15 protein-coding genes are annotated in these 20,746 nt (G+C 66.2%); 3 read left to right on the forward strand and 12 right to left on the reverse strand.

Translation table 11 applies throughout. From position 1 onward, the window contains the following. Nucleotides 1–355: 355 nt before the first annotated feature. Nucleotides 356–2,575 (forward strand): NADP-dependent isocitrate dehydrogenase, encoded by a 2,220-nt coding sequence (locus ABRP34_RS20345; protein ID WP_003802736.1) that lies wholly within the window; start codon nucleotides 356–358, stop codon nucleotides 2,573–2,575. A gap of 130 nt (nucleotides 2,576–2,705) precedes the next feature. On the opposite strand, the gene ABRP34_RS20350 is transcribed toward ABRP34_RS20345, so the two are convergent. After that, a complete protein-coding gene (locus ABRP34_RS20350; protein ID WP_353711566.1) occupies nucleotides 2,706–3,515 on the reverse strand; it encodes an SRPBCC family protein in 810 nt (269 codons plus the stop codon). Nucleotides 3,516–3,788: 273 nt separating this feature from the next. Here ABRP34_RS20350 and ABRP34_RS20355 point away from each other — a divergent pair, with 273 nt between their 5' ends. Next, the gene (locus ABRP34_RS20355; RefSeq protein ID WP_353711567.1) at nucleotides 3,789–6,005 is read left to right on the forward strand and encodes a catalase; all 2,217 of its coding nucleotides are present in this window, start codon (nucleotides 3,789–3,791) and stop codon (nucleotides 6,003–6,005) included. Between the two features lie 51 nt (nucleotides 6,006–6,056). Here the strand turns inward: ABRP34_RS20355 and ABRP34_RS20360 are convergent, their stop codons facing one another. The 11 genes from ABRP34_RS20360 to ABRP34_RS20410 all read right to left on the reverse strand — a co-directional run bounded on the left by ABRP34_RS20360 (nucleotide 6,057) and on the right by ABRP34_RS20410 (nucleotide 19,700). Then, nucleotides 6,057–6,587 carry a mucin-associated surface protein gene (locus tag ABRP34_RS20360; protein WP_353711568.1) on the reverse strand — a complete coding sequence of 177 codons (531 nt, stop codon included), beginning with the start codon at nucleotides 6,585–6,587 and terminating at the stop codon, nucleotides 6,057–6,059. Next, a complete protein-coding gene (locus ABRP34_RS20365) occupies nucleotides 6,584–7,789 on the reverse strand; it encodes a serine/threonine-protein kinase (protein WP_003802730.1) in 1,206 nt (401 codons plus the stop codon). Before ABRP34_RS20365 ends, ABRP34_RS20360 begins: the two co-directional genes overlap by 4 nt. A gap of 252 nt (nucleotides 7,790–8,041) precedes the next feature. After that, entirely contained in the window at nucleotides 8,042–9,418 is a 1,377-nt protein-coding gene (locus ABRP34_RS20370) for an LPXTG cell wall anchor domain-containing protein (protein ID WP_353711569.1), read from the reverse strand. A gap of 87 nt (nucleotides 9,419–9,505) precedes the next feature. After that, the gene (locus ABRP34_RS20375; protein ID WP_353711570.1) at nucleotides 9,506–10,603 is read right to left on the reverse strand and encodes a hypothetical protein; all 1,098 of its coding nucleotides are present in this window, start codon (nucleotides 10,601–10,603) and stop codon (nucleotides 9,506–9,508) included. 194 nt (nucleotides 10,604–10,797) lie between these two features. Next, a complete protein-coding gene (locus tag ABRP34_RS20380) occupies nucleotides 10,798–11,868 on the reverse strand; it encodes a Gfo/Idh/MocA family oxidoreductase (RefSeq protein ID WP_353711571.1) in 1,071 nt (356 codons plus the stop codon). 91 nt (nucleotides 11,869–11,959) lie between these two features. After that, a complete protein-coding gene (locus tag ABRP34_RS20385; RefSeq protein ID WP_003798160.1) occupies nucleotides 11,960–12,667 on the reverse strand; it encodes an ABC transporter ATP-binding protein in 708 nt (235 codons plus the stop codon). Nucleotides 12,668–12,669: 2 nt separating this feature from the next. After that, nucleotides 12,670–14,136 (reverse strand): FtsX-like permease family protein, encoded by a 1,467-nt coding sequence (locus ABRP34_RS20390; RefSeq protein ID WP_353711572.1) that lies wholly within the window; start codon nucleotides 14,134–14,136, stop codon nucleotides 12,670–12,672. Between the two features lie 210 nt (nucleotides 14,137–14,346). Next, nucleotides 14,347–15,447, reverse strand: a complete 1,101-nt coding sequence (locus ABRP34_RS20395) for a sugar-binding protein (RefSeq protein WP_353711573.1) — start codon at nucleotides 15,445–15,447, stop codon at nucleotides 14,347–14,349. 55 nt (nucleotides 15,448–15,502) lie between these two features. After that, complete coding sequence (mmsB, locus tag ABRP34_RS20400; RefSeq protein ID WP_003798152.1) at nucleotides 15,503–16,780, reverse strand: multiple monosaccharide ABC transporter permease; 1,278 nt, start codon at nucleotides 16,778–16,780, stop codon at nucleotides 15,503–15,505. 44 nt (nucleotides 16,781–16,824) lie between these two features. After that, complete coding sequence (mmsA, locus tag ABRP34_RS20405; RefSeq protein WP_003798151.1) at nucleotides 16,825–18,381, reverse strand: multiple monosaccharide ABC transporter ATP-binding protein; 1,557 nt, start codon at nucleotides 18,379–18,381, stop codon at nucleotides 16,825–16,827. 128 nt (nucleotides 18,382–18,509) lie between these two features. Continuing rightward, entirely contained in the window at nucleotides 18,510–19,700 is a 1,191-nt protein-coding gene (locus ABRP34_RS20410; RefSeq protein WP_353711574.1) for an ROK family transcriptional regulator, read from the reverse strand. Between the two features lie 197 nt (nucleotides 19,701–19,897). Between ABRP34_RS20410 and ABRP34_RS20415 the strand changes: the two genes are divergently transcribed. Continuing rightward, nucleotides 19,898–20,743: a nitrilase-related carbon-nitrogen hydrolase gene (locus ABRP34_RS20415; protein ID WP_353711575.1), complete on the forward strand. Its 846-nt coding sequence runs from the start codon at nucleotides 19,898–19,900 to the stop codon at nucleotides 20,741–20,743. Nucleotides 20,744–20,746: the final 3 nt, after the last annotated feature.

A 20,746-nucleotide genomic window follows, 5' to 3' on the forward strand; every position in this document is an offset into this window, starting at 1 on the left:
GTTGGGCGGGCCCCGGGAGGCACGCCGGGTGACTGATTGACCTACCCGGGGATGACAAGCTCGGTTATTGACGATTCAAGTTTTGTTTGCCAGGTAGGGGTGGTACTGATCTGCCCCTGCCGCAAGGGGTTACAACTCAGTTCAGCCGCCGAAGCGGTATTCCTTTATGAGAGAAAGATTAGAGCTCCTCCGCGCCGGGGACAATGGATAGTGTGGCCGACGACACAGAAACGGGGTCATGCAAGGGCATCCGGCCATCCGGGTAAGGTTCATCCGGTCCAGCTCGGGTAAGTTTAAGGTTGGTGAAATAGCCGGAATACCAGATACAAGCCGACCTTCAGGGAGACGCCCGAGCATGGCCAAAATTATCTATACCCACACCGACGAAGCGCCGATGCTGGCCACATATTCGTTCCTGCCGATCATTGAGGCGTTCGCCTCCACGGCAGGTGTGCAGGTGGAGACCCGCGACATTTCGCTGGCCGGCCGCATCATCGCCGTCTTCGGCGACTACCTCACTGAAGAGCAGCAGATCGGCGACGCCCTGGCTGAACTCGGTGAACTGGCGAAGAAGCCGGAAGCCAACATCATCAAGCTCCCCAACATCAGCGCATCCGTGCCGCAGCTGAAGGCTGCCATTGCCGAGCTTCAGTCGCAGGGCTACAAGCTGCCGGACTACCCGGACAACCCCACGTCCGATGAAGAGACCGCCATCCGGTCCCGCTACGACAAGATCAAGGGCTCCGCCGTGAACCCGGTCCTGCGTGAAGGCAACTCGGACCGCCGCGCTCCGCTGTCGGTCAAGAACTACGCCCGCCAGAACCCCCACTCCATGGGTGCCTGGACCCCCGAGTCCAAGACCAACGTGGCACACATGGACGCCAACGACTTCCGCGCCAACGAGAAGTCCGTGGTTATCCCCGCCGACGGCACCATCGAAATCCAGCTGGTCCGCGAAGACGGCACGGTCAAGGTCCTGAAGAAAGCCTTCCCGGTCCTCGCCGGTGAGGTCATCGACGGCACCGTGATGCGCGCTGCCGCCCTGGACGAATTCCTGGCAGCCCAAGTGGCCCGCGCCAAGGAAGAGGGCGTGCTCTTCTCCGCACACCTGAAGGCCACCATGATGAAGGTCTCCGACCCCATTATTTTCGGCCACGTGGTGAAGGCCTACTTCTCCGAGCTGTTCGACACCTACGGCAAGCAGCTCGCCGCGGCCGGCCTCAGCCCCAACAACGGCCTCGCCTCCATCCTCAACGGTCTGGACGAGCTGCCCGAGGACGTCCGCGAAGGCGTCCAGGCCGCCATCAAGAAGGGCCTCGAAGAAGGCCCCGCGATCGCCATGGTCGACTCCGACAAGGGCATCACCAACCTGCACGTCCCCAGCGACGTCATCGTGGACGCCTCCATGCCCGCCATGATCCGCACCTCCGGCCACATGTGGGGCCCGGACGGCAATGAAGCCGACACCCTGGCAGTCCTCCCGGACAGCTCCTACGCCGGCATCTACCAGGTTGTCATCGACGACTGCCGCGCCAACGGCGCCTTCGACCCAACCACCATGGGCACGGTCCCGAACGTCGGCCTCATGGCCCAGGCCGCCGAAGAATACGGCAGCCACGACAAGACCTTCGAGGCCCAGGTCCCCGGCAAGATCCAGGTGGTTGACGGCTCCGGGAACGTCCTGATCGAACACGACGTTGCCCCTGGTGACATCTGGCGCGCCTGCCAGACCAAGGACCTCCCCATCCGTGACTGGGTGAAGCTGGCCGTGAACCGCGCCCGCGCCTCCCAGACCCCCGCCGTGTTCTGGCTCGACGAGACCCGCGCACACGACGCCAAGCTCATCGAGAAGGTCCGCGAATACCTGCAGGAGCACGACACCGAGGGCCTGCAGATCGAGATCCTGTCCCCGGTGAAGGCCACCGCCTTCACCCTCGAGCGCATCCGCAAGGGCGAGGACACCATCTCCGTCACCGGCAACGTGCTCCGCGACTACCTGACGGACCTGTTCCCGATCCTGGAACTGGGCACCAGCGCCAAGATGCTGTCCATCGTTCCGCTGATCAACGGCGGCGGGCTCTTCGAAACCGGTGCCGGCGGCTCCGCCCCGAAGCACGTCCAGCAGTTGCTGAAGGAAAACCACCTGCGCTGGGACAGCCTGGGTGAATTCCTGGCACTGGCCGTCAGCTTCGAGCACCTGGCCAACACCACGGACAACGCCCGCGCCCAGGTCCTCGCCGACACGCTGGACCGCGCCACCGGCACGTTCCTGCTGGAGAACAAGTCCCCGAGCCGCAAGGCCGGCGAGATCGACAACCGCGGCAGCCACTACTATCTGGCTCAGTACTGGGCACAGGAACTGGCCAAGCAGACCGAGGACGCAGAACTCGCAGCCTCGTTCGCATCGGTCGCCGACGCGCTGACCTCCAACGAGGAAGCCATCGTTTCCGAACTGCTGGGCGCCCAGGGCCAGCCGGTGGACATCGGAGGCTACTACCGCCCGGACGCCGAGAAGGCTGCAGCCGTCATGCGGCCGTCCGCCACGCTCAACAAGATCGTCGCCAGCCTGAGCTAGGTCTCCGGCCCGCGGCCGAGTTGCCGAGCTGAACAGCAGGAGCGCCCCGCCACTCGTTGAGTGGCGGGGCGCTCTCTTTGCTTGCCGGGACTGCCGGCCTGGACCTCGAGCCAGCGGGCGGGACGGTGGACTACCGGTCCGGGATGTCGTCGCGGCGGGTGTCCGTATGCCGGGTTTCGGTGCGGGGTTCACCTGTGTCGTTGTCCCCGTAAGGGGCGTCGACGGCCATATCCGGGTCCGTGCTTACGGGCCGTTCGGTTGCCGAGGCGTCGTAGGCGTCTCCGGATTCGTAGCTGCGGCCCGGGACCGCGTCCATGCCGGCCCCCTCGGAATAGCCGGTGCTTGCGCCCGGGTCACCGTTGCCTCCGGCTGCTGTTGCGCCCATGCCGACGCCGGCCGCTCCGGCTGCCGTTGTTCCGACGGCGGGCGTTCCGGCTGCCGTTGTTCCGACGGCGGGCGCCGTCGAACCCGCGTCACCTTCCACCTCTCCACCGCTCACGCTTTCACGCCAGGCGCCCGTTTCCGTGTCGCGTTCCTCGATGAACTTCTTGAACTTCCTCAGGTCCGAGGCCACCTGCCGGGAATCAAGTCCGGTGGCGGCACCAAGCTTCTCCACGGCGGATTCGGGCTCCCAGGTCAGCTCGACGTTCACCTTGGTCTCGTTGTCACCCAGGGACTCAAACCAAACGGTGCCCGAGTTGCGTGGCTCGTTCAGGCTCTCCCACGTGACGCGCTGGTCCGGCTCCTGGACGGTGATCTGGGCGTCGTACTCGCGCTTCACGCCCGCAATGCTGGTTTCGAAATGAACAGTGGTGTCATCGAGTTGGCGGACAGCGTCCACTCCGCTCATGAACTTGGGGAAATCCTCAAACTGCGTCCATTGGTTGTAGGCCTGGCGTACGGGGACATCGACAGTGATCGATTCCTGGACAGTTGCCATGCGTGGTTCACTCCTTCAGCGTACGGGCGGATGGCCCGTGGTTCTGATTGCCGTTGTTCGGATGGAACATCTCCAACGTAGCGGGAACCAGCCGGCATTTGAAGAGAGAAGCTAAGCCTGCTGACTATGAAGACCCGAACGCTCAAATGACGGCCCGCAGTTGTGGGCGGGCCCGGGATTTCCTAGGGTACTAAGCAGGCTTATCTTTCGGTGGGGAGCCCAGTGCCCAACGCCGAGTCCGGTTAGGCCGCCGCTTCGGAAAGGATCATCTCTGTGCCTGAAGAATCAGCAATCAACATTCCGGGAGCCCCGGCAGGCGAGCCGCCCGCCGTCGTCGAACCCACCACCCCGAGGGAACCGTTGCCGCCCAAGCCGGACCAGCAGGGGCCGGAAGCGGTATCGCCGACCGGCAGCCCCACGGGTGCGCCCGAACACTCCCGGGCGCAGTCCGGCCAGTACCTGACCACCGCGCAGGGGCTCCGGCTGGCCGACACGGACCACTCGCTTAAGGCCGGGCCACGGGGACCGATCCTCCTCCAGGACCACCACCTCCGGGAGAAGATCACCCACTTCGACCACGAGAGGATTCCGGAGCGCGTGGTGCACGCCCGGGGTGCCGGCGCCCACGGCGTGTTCCGCTCGTACGGGACGGCGGCGAATATCACCCGCGCAGGTTTCCTCGCCAAGGACGTGGAAACGCCCGTGTTCGTCAGGTTTTCCACGGTCCTGGGCTCGCGGGGCTCCGCCGACACCGTCCGGGACACCCGCGGATTCTCCACCAAGTTCTACACCGATGAGGGAACGTACGACCTGGTGGGCAACAACATCCCGGTATTCTTCATCCAGGACGGGATCAAGTTCCCGGACATCGTGCACGCCGCAAAGCCGCATCCGGACCGCGAGATTCCGCAGGCCCAGAGCGCCCACGACACGTTCTGGGACTTCGTGTCCCTGCACACCGAGGCGCAGGCGCACACCATGTGGAACATGTCCGACCGGGGCATCCCGCGTTCGTACCGCACCATGGAAGGATTCGGCGTCCACACCTTCCGGCTGGTCGACGCCGAGGGCGCCACGACGCTCGTCAAGTTCCACTGGAAGCCGAAGCAGGGCGTCCACTCCCTGGTCTGGGAGGAGGCCCAGATCATCAACGGCATGGATCCGGACTTCCACCGGCGGGACCTGGCCGACGCGATCGAGGCTGGCGCCTACCCGGAATGGGAGCTGGGAATCCAGACTTTCCCGGACACCGAGGACCAGATGTTCGAGGGGATCGACCTGCTGGATCCCACGAAGTTTGTGCCCGAGGAGCTGGCCCCCGTCCAGGCGATCGGGCTGATGACGCTCAACGCCAACCCGGTCAACTACTTCGCCGAGACGGAGCAGGTGGCCTTCCACCCAGGGCACCTCGTGCCGGGCATTGACGTCACCAACGATCCGCTGCTGCAGGTCAGGCTGTTCTCCTACCTGGACACCCAGATTTCGCGGCTGGGCGGGCCGAACTTCGCCCAGATCCCCATCAACCGGCCCCAGGCCCCGGTGAACGACATGCTGCGCGACGGCATGCACCAGACCGCCGTCCACTCCGGCGTTGCGCCGTACCGGCCCAATTCCCTCGACGGCGGCTGCCCGTTTAAGGCCGGCGCAGACCTCGGGTCGTTCGTTGATGTTCCGGAAGCCGTGGCGGAGGCCATTAAACAGCGGAAGAACCCGGCCTCCTTCGATGACCACTTCAGCCAGCCCCGGCTGTTCTTCCGGAGCCTCACTCCGGTGGAGCAGGACCACATCATTCAGGCGTACACCTTCGAGCTGGGCAAGTGCTACGAGAAGCCGGTCCGTGAGCGGCAGCTGCTCGCGCTGGCCAACATCGATGCCTCGCTGTGCGCAGCCGTGGCCCGCGGGCTGGGGCTGCCCGCTCCCGAGGCCACCGAGGACGTGCCCGACGCCCAGCCCAGCCCCGCCCTGTCCCAGCTGGGAAAGACGTGGCCGGTCGCAGGCCGCGTCGTCGGCATCGTGGCGGACGGGTCCAGTGACCTTGAGGCCGTCCGGGACGCCCGCAAGGCGCTCGACGACGCCGGCATCGTTCCGCTGGTGATCGCACCGGCCGGCGGGACGCTCGGGGGAGAGTCCGACGGCGGGATCCCGGTTCAGCGGACCTATCTCACCGCCCGCTCTACCGAGTTCGACGCCGTCATCGTGGCAGGATCCGGGGCGCCGGCGGACGACGCCGAACAGGGGCTGGACGCGAAAGCCGGTGATCCCGGTGCTTCGCTTGATCCGCGCGTCGTGCTCCTGCTGTCAGAGGCCTTCCGCCACGCGAAGGCCATCGGGGCGTGGGGGTCAGGCTCCGCCGGTGTGGACGCGGCGAGCATCCCGGACGACGCAGCAGGCGTGGTGCGGGGCGACACTGCCGAGCAGGTGGTTCCGCAGATCCAGGAGCTGCTGGCCGCGCACCGGGCGTGGGAGCGTTTCCCGGCAGCGACTTCCTGACGGGCCAATCTTCCTGAGGGTTTGAAGAACAAAGACTGGTCCCGGGCGGGGCTAGTCTTTGTTCTTGCCCGAACCCTTGTCCTTGTTCCCCTCCGGGCTGCCCTTGCCGGAGCTGTCCTGCCTTCCGCTGTTTGCCGGAGCCGGAACTGGAGCCGGCGCGGGGGCGGGAACCGGGGCTGCAGCAGCCGGCGGAGTCGTCGGTGAAGGTTTCGGGGCTGCCGTGGCCTTCGCAGCGGCCGCCTGGGCGGCAGCGTTCCTGGCCGCCTGCGCTGCCGTGAGGTCGGCCCGCACGGAATTGATGGCCGCCGTAATGCTCCTGTGGCGTTTGAAGGAAACCTGCCCCGCAGCAGCCGCGGCATCCAGCTCAGAGGACAACCGGGCCAGCGACTTCAGCGCGGCGGCCGGGTTGCTTCCCGCCGCGGACCTGGTGACCTCAAGAACCCGCTCCTGAAGTTTTGCGGCCGCGCCCGTCTCGAGCTCCGGGGCGGTGCCGGCGCAGCCTGCCACTGCAGCTGCCAATGTGAACCCCGTAATGACGGTCATCGCCCGGCGCCACGCGGCCGGTGTCTGGCGCGGGCTCATGGTTCAACGCTCCTTTGCAGCTCCACGAGATGGTCACCCAAGGTGCCGCTCACGCTGGGGTAAGGGACGACGTCGGGCGTTTCAGGTGAGTTGGCGGCCACCGTCACCGCCGCGGTTCCGCCCAGCAGGGTTGCCGCCGCCAGAGCGGCGCCAATACGGAAACGGCGGCGCCTCTTCCCGCTCGCGGGCGGCCCATCGGGGTGTGCTGATGCCTGGCCCGCTGGTGTATTTGCTGTTGTTTTGGCGGTGGACTGTGGCTCAGGCGGCCCGGACGGGAGCACCGACGGCGGCCGGGACGGCAACGCGGGGAGTACACGGGTGTGCTCCCCGGCCAGGTCTGTAGGGGCGGACTGCGGTGAAACGAGGGCGCGCCGGAGAGCCGCTTCCAGGTCCGCAGCGGTGGGCCGCTCCAGCGGCTCGAGGGCGGTCATGGAGGCCAGCAGGTGCTGCCATTCCGCGGGCAGGTCGCCGGGGATCTCCGGGGCACGGTGCAGCCGCGCCACCGCCGACTCCACCGCGCTGCCCGGGTATTCAACAGTGCCTTTGATGCACTCCAACAGCACGAGGCCCAGCGAATAGATGTCAGACGCGGGGGACAATGGGGAGCCCATGGCCTGCTCGGGGCTCAAGTACGCCGCCGTGCCCACCATGGTGCCGGTGGCCGTGAGGCGGGTGCCGTCGGCGATCCGGGCAATGCCGAAGTCTGTCAGCTTGGGCCGCACCGGTTCGCCGGGGCGAACCTGGATGAGGAGAATGTTGGCGGGCTTGATGTCGCGGTGGATGATGCCCAGCCCGTGAACGTAGGCGAGGGCATCGGCGACCCCAGCACCGATGACGGACAGCTCGTCGAGCGGAACGCGGCTGTGCCGGATGCGGCTGCGCAGGTCCTGGCCCTCCACGAGTTCCATGGTCAGGAAAGGTCTGGGCTGGTCCGGCACGCGGGTATCCACGCCGGCGTCGAAAAGGGTGACAAGGCTGGGATGGTTCAGGGTTGCCAGGAGCCGGATCTCGGCTTCCTGCCTTTTGAGTTCGTCGGCATCTGCAGCCTGAGGGGCGAAGAGCTTCAGGGCCACGTCCCTGCCCAGGTTCTGGTCCCTGGCCGCATAGACCGACGACATGCCGCCTCGTCCGATCACCTCACCCAGCCGGTAGCGCCCGCCCAGTACATCCGTTGTCACCCCGCTGGGCGATTCCTCTAACACGTTGTCGTCCTTATCAGCTCGGGTTCGGTGTTAAGGATAGTACGTGTACTTAGTAATCGAGGCCCCTGGCTGTTTGATTGGGTTTCTGACCGGGTGTCCGACTGGCTGTTTGGCTGTTTGGTGGCGCAACGGTGGCCGGATGGCGTCCGGGCACGGCTTCGCCGGCGGCCCGGCATCGGCAAGTCCGGAGTACTGCCGTGATGCGGACCGCCGACGAACGGCAGTTACTCCTGCTCGGTCAGGACCGGGCTGTTAGGCCTTCTTCCTGCGGATCACCAGGAGTGCGCCGACGGCGAGCAAGACCAGTGCGAGTGGCAGCAGCCCAGTGTCGGCTCCCGTGTTGGCGAGGGTCTGCTGTGCGGTGGCAATGCTTCCGTTGGCCATGGTTGCCATGCTCTCCGAGGCGGGGACGCCTGTGGTCACCGAGCCCGCGGGCAGGATGGCGGCGCCGGTCGTGGAGGTCCCGGTGCCAGTGCCCGTTGCCGCTCCACCGGTCGTGTCGGTGCCGGATCCGTTGCTGCCAGTCCCGGCGGTGCCGGTGCCGGCTCCATCAGTCGATGTGCCATCAGTGCCCGTGCCCTCGGCTCCCGTTCCGGCTCCGTCGGTGCCGGTTCCATCAGTTCCGTCGCCCGGATCGGAGCCGTTGCCGGTTCCGTCACCCGGATCAGTAGCCGGTGGCGTCGTCACAGTTCCTGCGCCAAGTCCGATGCCCAGGTCGACCCCCAGGTCCACGGCTGCATCGGTTCCCGTGCCGAGCCCGAGGTCGACGGCGCTTTCCGCACTGGTACCCAGGGAACCCGTGTCGCCGAGGTTGAGGTCGACGACGGCGGCCAGATCGGTGGCGGGAACGGCGGTACCGGTTCCCGTGCCGGTGGTGTTGCCGAGGTTGACGTCGATCAGGGCGGTGGCGTCAGCCGTAGGGGCAGTTGTCCCTGTTGCGGTTCCGGTGTTCCCGAGGTTGGCGTCGATCAGGGCGGTGGCGTCAGCCGCAGGAGCGACAGCTCCGGTTTCGGTGCCCGTCACTGCGGTGTTGCCGAGGTTGACGTCGACCAGGGCGGTGGCGTCAGCCGCAGGAGCGACAGCTCCGGTTTCGGTGCCCGTCACTGCGGTGTTGCCGAGGTTGACGTCAACCAGGGCAGTAGCGTCAGCCGCAGGGGCAGTTGTCCCTGTTGCGGTTCCGGTGTTGCCGAGGTTGGCGTCGATCAGGGCGGTGGCGTCAGCCGCAGGGGCAGTTGTCCCTGTTGCGGTTCCGGTGTTGCCGAGGTTGACGTCGATCAGGGCGGTGGCGTCAGCCGCAGGGGCAGTTGTCCCCGTTGCGGTTCCGGTGCTGCCGAGGTTGACGTCGGCCACAGCGGTCGCGGCCGGTGCCACCGCGGCAATGCTGCCGTTCGATGTACCGGTGTTGAGATCGAGGCCGGCATTAACGCTGACCGCGGAAGAATTCGACGGCGCTGGGCCACCCAGCAGACCCAGCGACGTCGAAGCATTAAGGTCCGCCGAAGCGGTTTCGGACGCGATGTTGACCGTGCCCGTGGCAGTTGTATCCGCGCTCGCCGCGGTTGCGCCGAGGGCTAGTAGCCCTCCGGCAAAGAGGGTGCCTAGTAGGCCCCTGCGAATTGTCTGGTGCATTGTGACGTCTCCTGAAAAGTTGTTGTCAGGCGCTCATGGCAACCCGATTGGCCGTGTTTCTGCCGCATGGAGGCAGAAGGGGCCCAACTAGTCAGGAGAGGAGCCGGGGTCGATGGCCACCGGCGAAGGAATATGCTGAAGGGGTCCGCTGACAGGGACAAATCCCATGAGCGGCAGGTATTCAAAGGCGCTGTTTAGCCAGGCGGCCGAAGCCGAAGGGCCGCCGGACGACGTGCTGCTACCCGATCCTGAGGCAGGAGACGGAAGCAGCGCCTCCGGTGACGGCGTGCCATCGCCACCGGATGGTGAGTCTCCGCCGGCAGGAACCTTCGGGGCAGACCCCGCGGGGTTGGCAGCTTTCGGCGCGGCAGCATGGCTGAAATGAGCCGGCAGCCCGGTGGCCGGTTGGACAGCTGGCGCGGACGCCACGGAGGGGGCGGGGACCATGCCGGGCCAGGACCCTGGACCGGCGGAGGCCTGCCCCATTTCGGCGAGGCCAACTGCGGGTAGCCGGCCTGGATCGGCGACAATCCCCGTCACGACATCCTTGGCGGGCACAATAATCGGTGCCGTCAGAGAAGGTACCTGCGCGAGCACGTCAGTGACGGGCTTAACGGGAAGCTCGACAGGGAGAGCCTCGGTTACCGGGCCCACGACGTCGGTTACTGGTTTCACGACGTCGGTAACGGGCTTAACGCCCTCCGCGACCGGCTGCACGATGGTTTCGGCCGTGTCCGTTAGCGCTCCATCAGCAACGGAGGCAACGGGATCGGTAACCCCGGCCAGGGTGTCGTCGGGAATCGACCCGCCGAGAGGTAGTCCGTCGAGCGCGGTGTCAACGGGCTCCACAATGTCCGCCACAACCGGGGCAACCACGGTCACAGGGGTTGGCTCTGGCGGCGTGGAAGGAACGGAAGTGACGGGAGGCGGCGCAACTGTCGCCGGCAATGGTGCCGGGATGGCTGCCGGGTCGATTGCTGGAAGTGGCGGGGGAGCTACGGCTGGCGTGGGCTGAGCAGCGGCGGGGGCTTCATGTGCCTTGGCGGAGACCAGCGCGCCAACGCTTTCCGCCACGCTGTCCGCATCTCCCTTGATGGATGAGACAGCCGAGGAAATACTGCCGCCAAGCGAGTCAGAGCTGCTGTTGGCGTCGGCGGCAGGGGCGGACACAGCCAGCCAAGCCACAGCGGCTGCACCTGCCAAGAGAACAGGGCGCAAGGGGCGCAGCGCAGACCACGACAAAGCCGCAATGGTCATGCTCAACACCCCCAAGCTCACCGAATGAATCGACGATCGACTCCAGCCTAAGCCTGCCCCAAAGTGAGAGTCCAGACCCGGCACAATAATTCTTTCGACTCGATGAACGCCGGAAAAGCTGCTCAGTGAGCGTCGTTGGGATAGGCGACACCGAGCTGGGCGCGCACGCCGTCGAACAGCCGCATCGTGTTCAGCGAGTCCTCGAGGGGCATGACCGGGCTCTCGGTGAGGCCCTGCTGGACGCACCGGGTCACCTCGCGAAGCTCATACGTATAACCCCGCCCAGTCACCTCGAAGTGTTCAGTCCGCGGGGTCTCCTGCCCGATCCCCACCACCAGCTTCTTGGGGTTGTTGATCGAGCCGAGTGTCTGCAGGTAACCCAGGCTGCCGGCAACTGTTGCGGTGCGGGGGCCGTGGGCGAGCAGGGACGAGGTGAGCTGTGCCTGCGCGCCGTGGTGGTAACCGAGCGTGAGCGCATTCTGGGCGTCCACGCCGTCGTCGTTCAATGTGCCCATGGCACTGACCGTCTGCGGGAAACCCAGGGTGCCAAGCGCCCACAACAGCGGGTAGACCGTGATGTCAAGAAGCGCTCCGCCGCCGTCCTGAACGGCCCACAGCCTGGCGGTAGGGGAGTAGGGTGCCGGGAAGCCGAGGTCTGCCGTGACCCACTGGACGGTTCCGAGTTCGCCTGAATGTGCGATCTCGAAGGCCCTCTGCATGCTGGGCAGGAAGCGGCTCCACACGGCTTCCATCAGGAACAGCTTCTTTTCACGGGCTACCTGGATCAGCTCGGAGGCTTCGCGGGCGTTGATGGTGAATGCCTTTTCGCAGAGCACATGCTTGCCCGCGCGAAGAGCCGCCAGCACTACCCGGTGGTGCTGCGCGTGCGGCGTGGCCACGTAGACCACGTCCACCGCGTCATCGGCGAGCAGCCGCTCATAGCCGTGGTGCCCGCCGTCGTCCCCGTACGCCACGGCAAAGCCGAACTCGCCCGCAAAAGCGTCCGCGGTGTGCTGGCCTCGGGAGCTGACGGCGTAAAGCTCCGCGTCCTCCAGCAGCGCCAGGTCCCGCGACACCAGGGAGGCGATGCGGCCGGTGGCAATGACACCCCACCGCAGCGGTCGGCCCGTGGCGGCAAGGGGATCCTGGTTGGACTGGCTGAAGAGCCATGGCTTGGCGATCGTTGACGTCATGACGCCATCCTCTCACCCGGGTGAGGAAGGGTCGGGTCTAAACCTGCGGAAGGTGCGGGAGGGTTACGCCCTGCCCGCACCCGCCGGCTTCCTACACCGCCGCCGGCTCCGCAGCGCGGCCGCGGACCGGTTCCTCCGTGAGCTTGCCCTGCTGGAGGCGGAACCGGCGGTCCGTCTTGTTGGCCAGTGTGCGGTCGTGCGTGACCACGAGGATGGTGGTGTTGTGGTCGCGGCTGAGGGAGCTGAGCAGTGCGATGATGTGCTCGCCCGTCTGCTCATCGAGGTTGCCCGTGGGCTCGTCGGCGAGAATCAGCTTGGGTTCGTTGGCGAGGGCCCGGGCGATGGCCACGCGCTGCTGCTCGCCGCCGGAGAGGCGGTTGATGCGGCGGCCGTGCTTGTCCGGATCGAGCTGCACCTGCTCCAGCAGTGCCCGTGCCCGCTCGGCCCGGACGGACTTCCGTACCCCGGCGAACTCCATGGGCAGCATGACATTGTCCAGCGCGGAGAGGTTGGGCACCAGGTTGAACTGCTGGAACACGAAGCCGATGTCCCGGCGCCGGTACTCGGTCAGCTTGCCATCCGGCATGCCTGCCAGGCTCACCCCGTTGACGACGACGTCTCCGCTGGTGGGCTTGTCCAGCGCACCCAGGAGGGAGAGCAGTGTGCTTTTGCCGCTGCCGCTCTTGCCCACGATGGACGCCAGTGTGCCCTGCCCCAGCTCGAAGCTGACGCCGTTGACCGGCTTGATGGTGCGGTCGCCGGACTTGAACGTGCGGACCAGATCCTTGACTTCAATCATGGCTATTCTCCTCGGAGGACTTCGATGGGGCGGATGCGGGCGGTGAGCAGGGCCGGAACCAGCGCACCGATGATGGCGACGCCGAACACGGCCGCGATGCCGGCGGCAAGGATTCCGGGGGACACGCTGGCGGTGACGGAGGTGAGCAGCTGGGAGGCGCCGCCGAACGGACCGCCCTGGCCACCCGGGAGTCCGCCCGCAGCCCCGGCGAACCCGCCGCCGCGCTGGCCGGCGGGGGCCGCCGTCGTGCCTGTGCTGGAGCTGACCAGTGCGGAGGCGATGCCGCCGCTCGCGAAGGAGGCGAGGACGGCGCCCACCACGCTGCCGAGGGCCACCAGGACCAGGGCCTCGAGCACGAACTGCAGACCGATGGTGCGGTTCGGTGCGCCGATGGCCTTGAGAACGCCGATTTCGCGGCGGCGCTCGCGGACCAGCATGACCATGATCAGCAGGATGATCAGCCCCGCGGTGCCAAGTGCAGCGATGAACGCCACCATGGAGATGTTCTTGACGCTGTCCAGCGAGGTGACGGCGGTTTCGAGGTTGCGCTGGCCCTGGGTGACGTCGGCCTTGTCGGTGCCGAGCGCGTTCTGCAGGGCCGTCTTGGCGGCGTCCACGTTCTCCATGCTGTCGACGGTGACGATCATTGTGGACAGCTCTCCGGGCAGCTCGGCCAGTGTCTGGGCGGTGGGGAGCGTGACGTAGAGGGCGTTGTTGCCAAACGCGGTGCCGGCGTCGAACAGGCCCGCGACGGTGAAGGTCTTGCTGTTGATGGTGAAGGTGGAGCCCACCTTGAGGTTGTTCTTTTCAGCAAGGGTGGTGCCCAGCAGCGCCTTGGTGGACTCCGCCGTGTAATCGCCCAGCCCGGTGCCCGAGGTCAGTTCCAGCGTCTTGCCGGTGCTGTCCACCTCTGCGCCGGTACCGGTCGCCGTGATGGGCAGGGCCCGCGCCGGCTGGGTGGTGGCGGTGGTGCCCGTGGATCCGGTACTTCCCGTGGCACCGGTGGTTCCGGAGCTGTCCTGGTTGCGCGCGCCCAGCGTTCCGGCGTCGACTGCCGCGGTGAGGCTGGTGGTCAGCGTGGTGGTCGTCTGGCCGCCGGGGCCGCCCTGCCCGCCGCCCGGACCGGCCTGGGTGCCGGCTGCCGCCTGCGCGGCGGCCTCGGCCGCGTTCCGCAGCCGCAGCGCCTTGGTTCCGACGACGGCGGTCACGTTCGGGACGTCCGCCGCTGTCGCTGCCTGCTCGGCAGTGAGCGGCTCACCGCCGCCTTCGAAGCCCTGGCCGCCGGCCGGGTTCACCGTCAACACCGTCCCTACCGAGGCGTTCAGCTCCTTTACTTTGGCCCCGACTGCCTGGTTGGCCACGAGCATGGCCAGGGCCAGCCCGATGGCGACCGCCAGCACGGCCACAACCGCGGCCGTTCGGACCTTGTTTCTAAACGCATTGCCTACACTTCGGGCGAGGACGCTCACTGCACTCCTTGGGATCACATGCCGGGGGATTGGCCGGCTTCGGATCCCACATTGGTGCCCGCTGCTGTGCAGGAAACGGGCTGAACCTATGTTTCCGCTGTGAGGCGAGGAGCGGTGGAGCGTCCGGTGGCAACGGAAGAGCCCCGGCTCTCCGGGTGAACTGGTCACCTCCGGGGAGCCGGGGCTCTGTGGCGTCTGTGGCGGAAGCCGCTACTTGGTGATCGGGCCGAGAACCGGATCGTCCACGTAGGCCGTCTTGACGTTTTCCTTGGTCACGATGACCGGCTCCAGCAGGTAGGCGGGAACGGTCTTGACCTTGTTGTTGTAGGACTTGTCATCGTTGATTTCAGGCGTCTTGCCGGCCTGGATGTCCTTGACCATGACGATCGCGTGCTCCACGAGCTTGCGGGTGTCCTTATTGATCGTGGAGTACTGCTCGCCGGCCATGATCGACTTGACCGACTCAACCTCGGAGTCCTGCCCGGTGACCACCGGAAGCGGCTTGCCGGCAGCCTTGACGGCGGTCAGCACCGCGCGGGCCAGGGTGTCGTTCGGGGACAGGACGCCGTCCAGCGACGCGGAGGTGTAGCTGCCGGTCAGGAGCGTGTCCGCACGGCGCTGGGCGTTTTCTGCCTTCCAGCCCTGGGTGACAGCCTGCTCGAAGGACTTCTGTCCGGAGAGCACCTTCAGCGTGCCGTCGTCGATCTTCGGCTTCAGAACGCTCATGGCGCCGTCGAAGAAGACCTTGGCGTTGGCATCGTCAGGGGAACCCGCGAAGAGCTCGACGTTGTACGGGCCGTTCGGCTTCTTGGCCTGCATGCCTTCCAGCAGCGCCTTGCCCTGCAGCTCACCCACCTTGAAGTTGTCGTAGGCCACGTAGTAGTCCACGTTCTCGGTGTTCAGCAGCAGGCGGTCGTAGGCGATGATGGTGGCGCCGGCGTCCTTGGCCTGCTTCAGCTGGGTACCCAGCTGGGCGCCGTCGATCGCGCCGACGACGATGACCTTGGCGCCCTTGGTGATCATGGCGCTGATCTGGTTCTGCTGCTCCGAGACGCCGCCGTTGGCGAACTGGACGTCCGGCTTGAAGCCCGCGTCCTTAAGGCCGTCGTTGAACAGCTTCTCCGCCAGGACCCAGTTTTCCGAGGTCTTCTGGGGGAGCGCGACGCCGATCGAGGAGTCTTTGGGGAACGCCTCGCCGCCGGCGGTGCCGCCGCCCGTTGTGCCGGAGTCGGAACGGCCGCAGGCTGTCAGCGCCAGTGCCGCAATGGCAGCGATTGCTGCCGCCTTTCCTGCATTACCAATCATTCGCATTTGCTCGGTTCACTTTCTATAGGGGTGGGAAATGCATCCGGGGAGCGGGCGGTGCTCAGGCTTCCCGGGAGATGGTTTCCTTCGTGGAGGTCACTTCGTCGGGCTGGAGCTGGGTGCCGCCGCTGGGGCGGTTGAAGCCCTGGGTCAGCAAGCCGATGATGGAACGCTTGCCCTGGCTCTTGTTGTAGACGTCGAATGCGACGGCGATCAGCAGGACCAGGCCCTTGATGATCTGGGTCAGGTCGGCACCGACGCCGAGCAGCTGCAGCCCGTTGTTCAGCACGGCCATGACCAGGCCACCGACGATCGAGCCGATCACGGTGCCCACACCGCCGGTGACAGCCGCGCCGCCAATGAACACAGCGGCGATCGCATCGAGTTCCCAGCCCACGCCGTCGAACGGGCCGGACGCCGTGGAGCGGCCCACGAAGATCATGCCGGCCAGGCCGGCAAGGATGGACATGTTCATCATGACCAGGAAGTTGACCTTCTTGGACTGGACGCCGGAGAGCTCAGCCGCGTGCCGGTTGCCGCCCACGGCGTAGACGTGGCGGCCGACGACCGTCTTGGAGGAGATGAAGCCGTAAATCAGGACCAGGACGGCGAGGATGAGTCCGGGGATCGGGAACGACGTTCCCGGGCGGCCCGTGGCGAACAGGTACGTGGCGTACAGGATGGCACCGCAGACCAGCACGAGCTTGGTGACCACCACCCAGCCTTCGGGGACCTCAGCGCCGAGCGCCTTGGCGGTGCGGCGGGCGCGGAGTTCGCTGAAGATCACGAACGCCACCCCCAGCAGGCCAAGGAGCAGGGTGAGGTTGTTGTAGCCGGTGCTCGGGCCGACCTCGGGAAGGTATCCGGAGCCGATGTACTGGAAGTCGGCGGGGACCGGGATGGTGTTGGACTTGCCGACGAACTGGTTGAAGCCGCGGAACAGCAGCATGCCGGCCAATGTCACGATGAAGGCTGGTATCCCCACATAGGCCGTCCAGAACCCTTGCCAGGCCCCGATCAGGACGCCGAGCCCGAGTCCAAGCAGGATACCCAGGTACCAGGGGATGCCCCAGTCCCTGATGGCCAGGGCCACGGTGACGCCGACGAACGCCGCCACCGAGCCGACCGACAGGTCGATGTGGCCGGCGATGATGACCAGCACCATGCCGATGGCCAGAATCAGGATGTAGGAGTTGCCGTTGAAGAGGTTGATGACGTTGCCCGGGGTGAGCGTGCGGCCTTCGGTGGCGAATTGGAAGAAAACGATCAGTGCAACCAGGGCGAAGATCATGCCGAATTGGCGGGTGTTGCCGCCAAAGAGCTTCTTGAGCGCGTTCATTATGTCAGTCCTTGTTCTGGAAGGTTCTGGAGGGTTCCAGAGGGTCAGGCGGTTTTTCGGGCGGAAGTCATGAGTTTCATCAGGCTTTCCTGGCTGGCGTCGTCCTTGTTCAGGACTCCGGTGATGGCGCCTTCGAAGATGGTGTAGATCCGGTCGGAGAGGCCCAGCAGTTCGGGGAGTTCGGAGGAGATCACGATGACGCCCTTGCCCTGGTTGGCCAGCTGCTGGATGATGCCGTAGATCTCGTACTTGGCGCCGACGTCGATGCCGCGGGTGGGCTCGTCCAGGATCAGCAGGTCAGGATCGGTGAACATCCACTTGGCCAGGACCACCTTCTGCTGGTTGCCGCCGGAGAGCTTCGCGACGCCTTCCTCCACGGAGGGCGTCTTGGTCCGCAGCGATTTGCGGTACTGCTCAGCCACCGTGAATTCCTTGTTGGCATCCACCACGAAGTGCTTGCTGATCTTGTGCAGCGCGGCCGAGACCGTGGTGGTCTTGATGTCATCCAGAAGGTTCAGGCCCAGGGACTTCCGGTCCTCGGTGACGTAGCCGAGCCCGGCGTCGATGGCCTGCTTGACGTTCTTGAGGTGGAGTTCCTTGCCGTTCTTGTAGATGCTGCCGGTGATGAAACGGCCGTAGGAACGGCCGAACACGGAGCGTGCCAGTTCGGTGCGGCCGGCCCCCATTAGCCCTGCGAAACCCACGATCTCGCCGCGGCGGACGAAGAAGTTGGAGCCTTTGCAGACCAGGCGGTCCTGCACCTGCGGATGCCCCACGGTCCAGTTCTTGACCTCGAACAGCACCTCGCCGATCTTGGGCGTGTGGTCCGGGAAGCGCGATTCCAGGGTGCGACCCACCATGCCCTTGATGATGCGGTCCTCGTCGACGCCATCGCGTTTTACGTTCAGCGTCTCGATCGACTTGCCGTCGCGGATGATGGTGATCTCGTCGGCGATCTGCTCGATCTCGTTGAGCTTGTGGGAGATGATGATGGACGTGATGCCCTTGCCCTTCAACCCCAGGATCAGGTCCAGCAGGTGCTGAGAGTCGGATTCGTTCAGCGCGGCGGTGGGCTCGTCCAGGATCAGCAGGCGAACCGACTTGTTCAGCGCCTTGGCGATCTCCACGAGCTGCTGCTTGCCGACGCCGATTTCCTTCACCGGGGTATCCGGGTTCTCCCGCAACCCCACCCGGGCAAGCAGCTCGCGGGTCCTGGTGCGGGCCTCGGCCCAGTCGATCACGCCGCGCTTGACCGGTTCGTTGCCCAGGAAGATGTTCTCCGTAATGGAGAGCTCCGGGATGAGCGCCAGTTCCTGGTGGATGATCACGATGCCGGCGTGCTCGCTGGCCCGGATGTCCTTGAACTGCTGCACCTCGTTCTGGTACACGATGTCGCCGCTGTAGCTGCCGTAGGGGTACACACCGGAGAGGACCTTCATGAGGGTGGACTTTCCGGCGCCGTTCTCCCCGCAGATCGCGTGGATTTCCCCGGCCTTCACCCGCAGGCTCACATCGGACAAGGCTTTAACGCCGGGGAATTCCTTGGTGATGGAGCGCATCTCCAGGAGAACCGGCTCGCTTTGCGTGTTGAGGGACGTCATTTGCCCTTACGCCTCCAATGCATTGACTTCGTTGTCTTCCCTGCAATCCGCAGGGCCGTCTGATGAAAAAGTAGATGGAGCATGCCGTTGTCGTCAAGTATTTAACGCAACGGCGGCATAACGAAACGCTACGTCCGCCGGATTCCGGCGTGCTGGAACACCAGGGCTGCGGCGCCGAGAGCCTCCGCGCGGTCGTTCAGCGAGGACATCGTGAGGGTGGTGGTTTCGCCGATGACCGGCACGGCATGCCGCACCAGCCCGCGCCGGATCGGGTCCAGCAAGATGTCGCCCAGCCCGGCCAGGGGGCCACCAACCACGATGACCTCGGGGTTGATCAGGTTGGCCACATTCCCCAGCGCCCTGCCCACCGCAAGGCCCGCGTCGTCCACGACGCGCAGGGTGGCGGCATCCCTCGCCAGCGCCTTGCGGACGATGTCCTCGGGCGTGAGCGGGCGCTCCTCGCCCCGGCTCAGCAACTCAATCATGGTGGTGGTGGAGGCAATGGTTTCCAGGCACCCCCTGTTGCCGCAGCGGCAGATCAGGCCGTGTTCGTGGATGGTCGCGTGGCCGATTTCGCCGGTGATCCCGACGTTGCCGTAGTACTGGTTGCCGTTGAGGATCAGGCCCGCGCCAATGCCGGATCCGATCTTCATGAACAGCAGGTTGCTGATGCCGCTGTGCGGCCCCCACGTCACCTCGGACAGGGCGCCCAGATTCGAGTCGTTGTCTATGAAAATGGGGAACTGGAACGCCTCTTCGAGGCGTTCCTGGATGTCGATGCCCACCCACTCGGGCAGGATCGCCCCCTGGGCGACCGTGCTGGTCCGGCGGTCGATTGGGCCGGGGATCCCGACGCCGGCACCCACCACGGCGGTGCGCTCCGCCCCGCTGTCAGCCAGCAGCTTGTCGAGCAGGGCGACGGCTGCCTGGATGCCCTGCTCCGCGTGGTGCCCGAGGGGCAGGAGCACGGATTCCTCGGCGATGACGTGGTAGCTGAGCGAGGCGAGAACCACCCGCAGGTGCCGCCGGCCAAAGTCGATGCCCACCGCCACGGCACCGTTGCTGTTGAGTCTGACGTTGAGTGCGCGCCGCCCGGAGCTGGTGGTCGGCTCGGTGGATGCCAGCCCGGAGTCCTGCATGATTTTGACGATGTTGGACACTGTCGCGGTGGACAGCCCCGTCTGCCGCGCGAGCTCCGCCTGGGTCGAGGGGCCGTTGAGCAGGCATTCGATGATCCGCTGCTGGTTCAGGTGCCGGAGGGCGGACTGCGACCCGGGGTTTTTGGTTCGGCTCCTCGTTGAGCGCGATGGTGAGGGCATGAAATGAACATTGCACCATCAGCAGCCTTGTAGTCAAGAAGTTAACGCAATGCCCCAGCATGCGGATGGGTGCGGGTGCCGGGCGATCCGTCCCACTGGCAGCGCTGGTCGGTGCAAATGGACCGGAATCGCCGGTGCCGCCCGCGGATACGCTGAAGAAAACGACGTCCACTGTTGGGCGGCCACGAAGACTTGAGGTGATCACGGTGAAGCTGGCGCTGATGCAGGCGAACTCCAGTGTTTTGGACATCGAACGGAACTGCGCAGCCATCGACCGGGCGGCTCAGCGGGCCGCGGAGGCGGGTGCTGCCGTGCTCCTGACCCCGGAGCTATTTCCGGTGGGTTATGCGCCACTGCGCATCAGGGCGGAGCTGGACCCCGATACTCTGCCCGCGATCCGGCGTACCCTTGCGGGCATCGCTGCCGCGCGCCGGATCGCCCTGGTCTACAGCCTGCCCGCCGTCACGGCCGACGGGCAGTGGCAGATCACCGCGACGGTCCTGGACGGCCGCGGGGACGAACTCCTGAGCTACGCCAAGGTGCACCTTTTTGGCCCGGAGGAGCGCAGGGCGTTCAGCCCCGCGGAAGCAGCCCCCGCCGTCGTCGATGTGGGTGGCATCAAAACCTCGCTGGCCATCTGCTACGACGTGGAGTTTCCCGAAACGGTGCGCGCGGCGGCCGCGGCCGGTGCGCACCTGCTCCTGGTTCCCACGGCGCTGGCCCACGGCTTCGAATCGGTGCCGCAGCTGCTGCTGCGGGCCCGGGCGCTGGAGAGCCAGCTGACGGTGGCGTATGCCAACCACTCCGGGGAGGAGGACGGCTGCACATTCCTCGGCGGAAGCGTCATCGCCGGCCCCGACGGCGGACTGCTCGCCGCGGCCGGTCCCCACCCGGAACTGCTGTACGCCGAGGTCAGTGCCGAGGCGGCCCGCCAGGCACGCGATGCCGTGCCCTACCTGCGCGAACGGCGGCCGGATGTTTACCGCGCCTGGGAGGAAGCCCGCCGCGCCGAAGAGGACGGCGGCGCCGCAACGCCTTCATAGGGT

The sequence above is a fragment of the Arthrobacter sp. K5 genome, assembly GCF_040448525.1.
GTDB classification, from domain to species: Bacteria; Actinomycetota; Actinomycetes; order Actinomycetales; family Micrococcaceae; genus Arthrobacter; species Arthrobacter globiformis.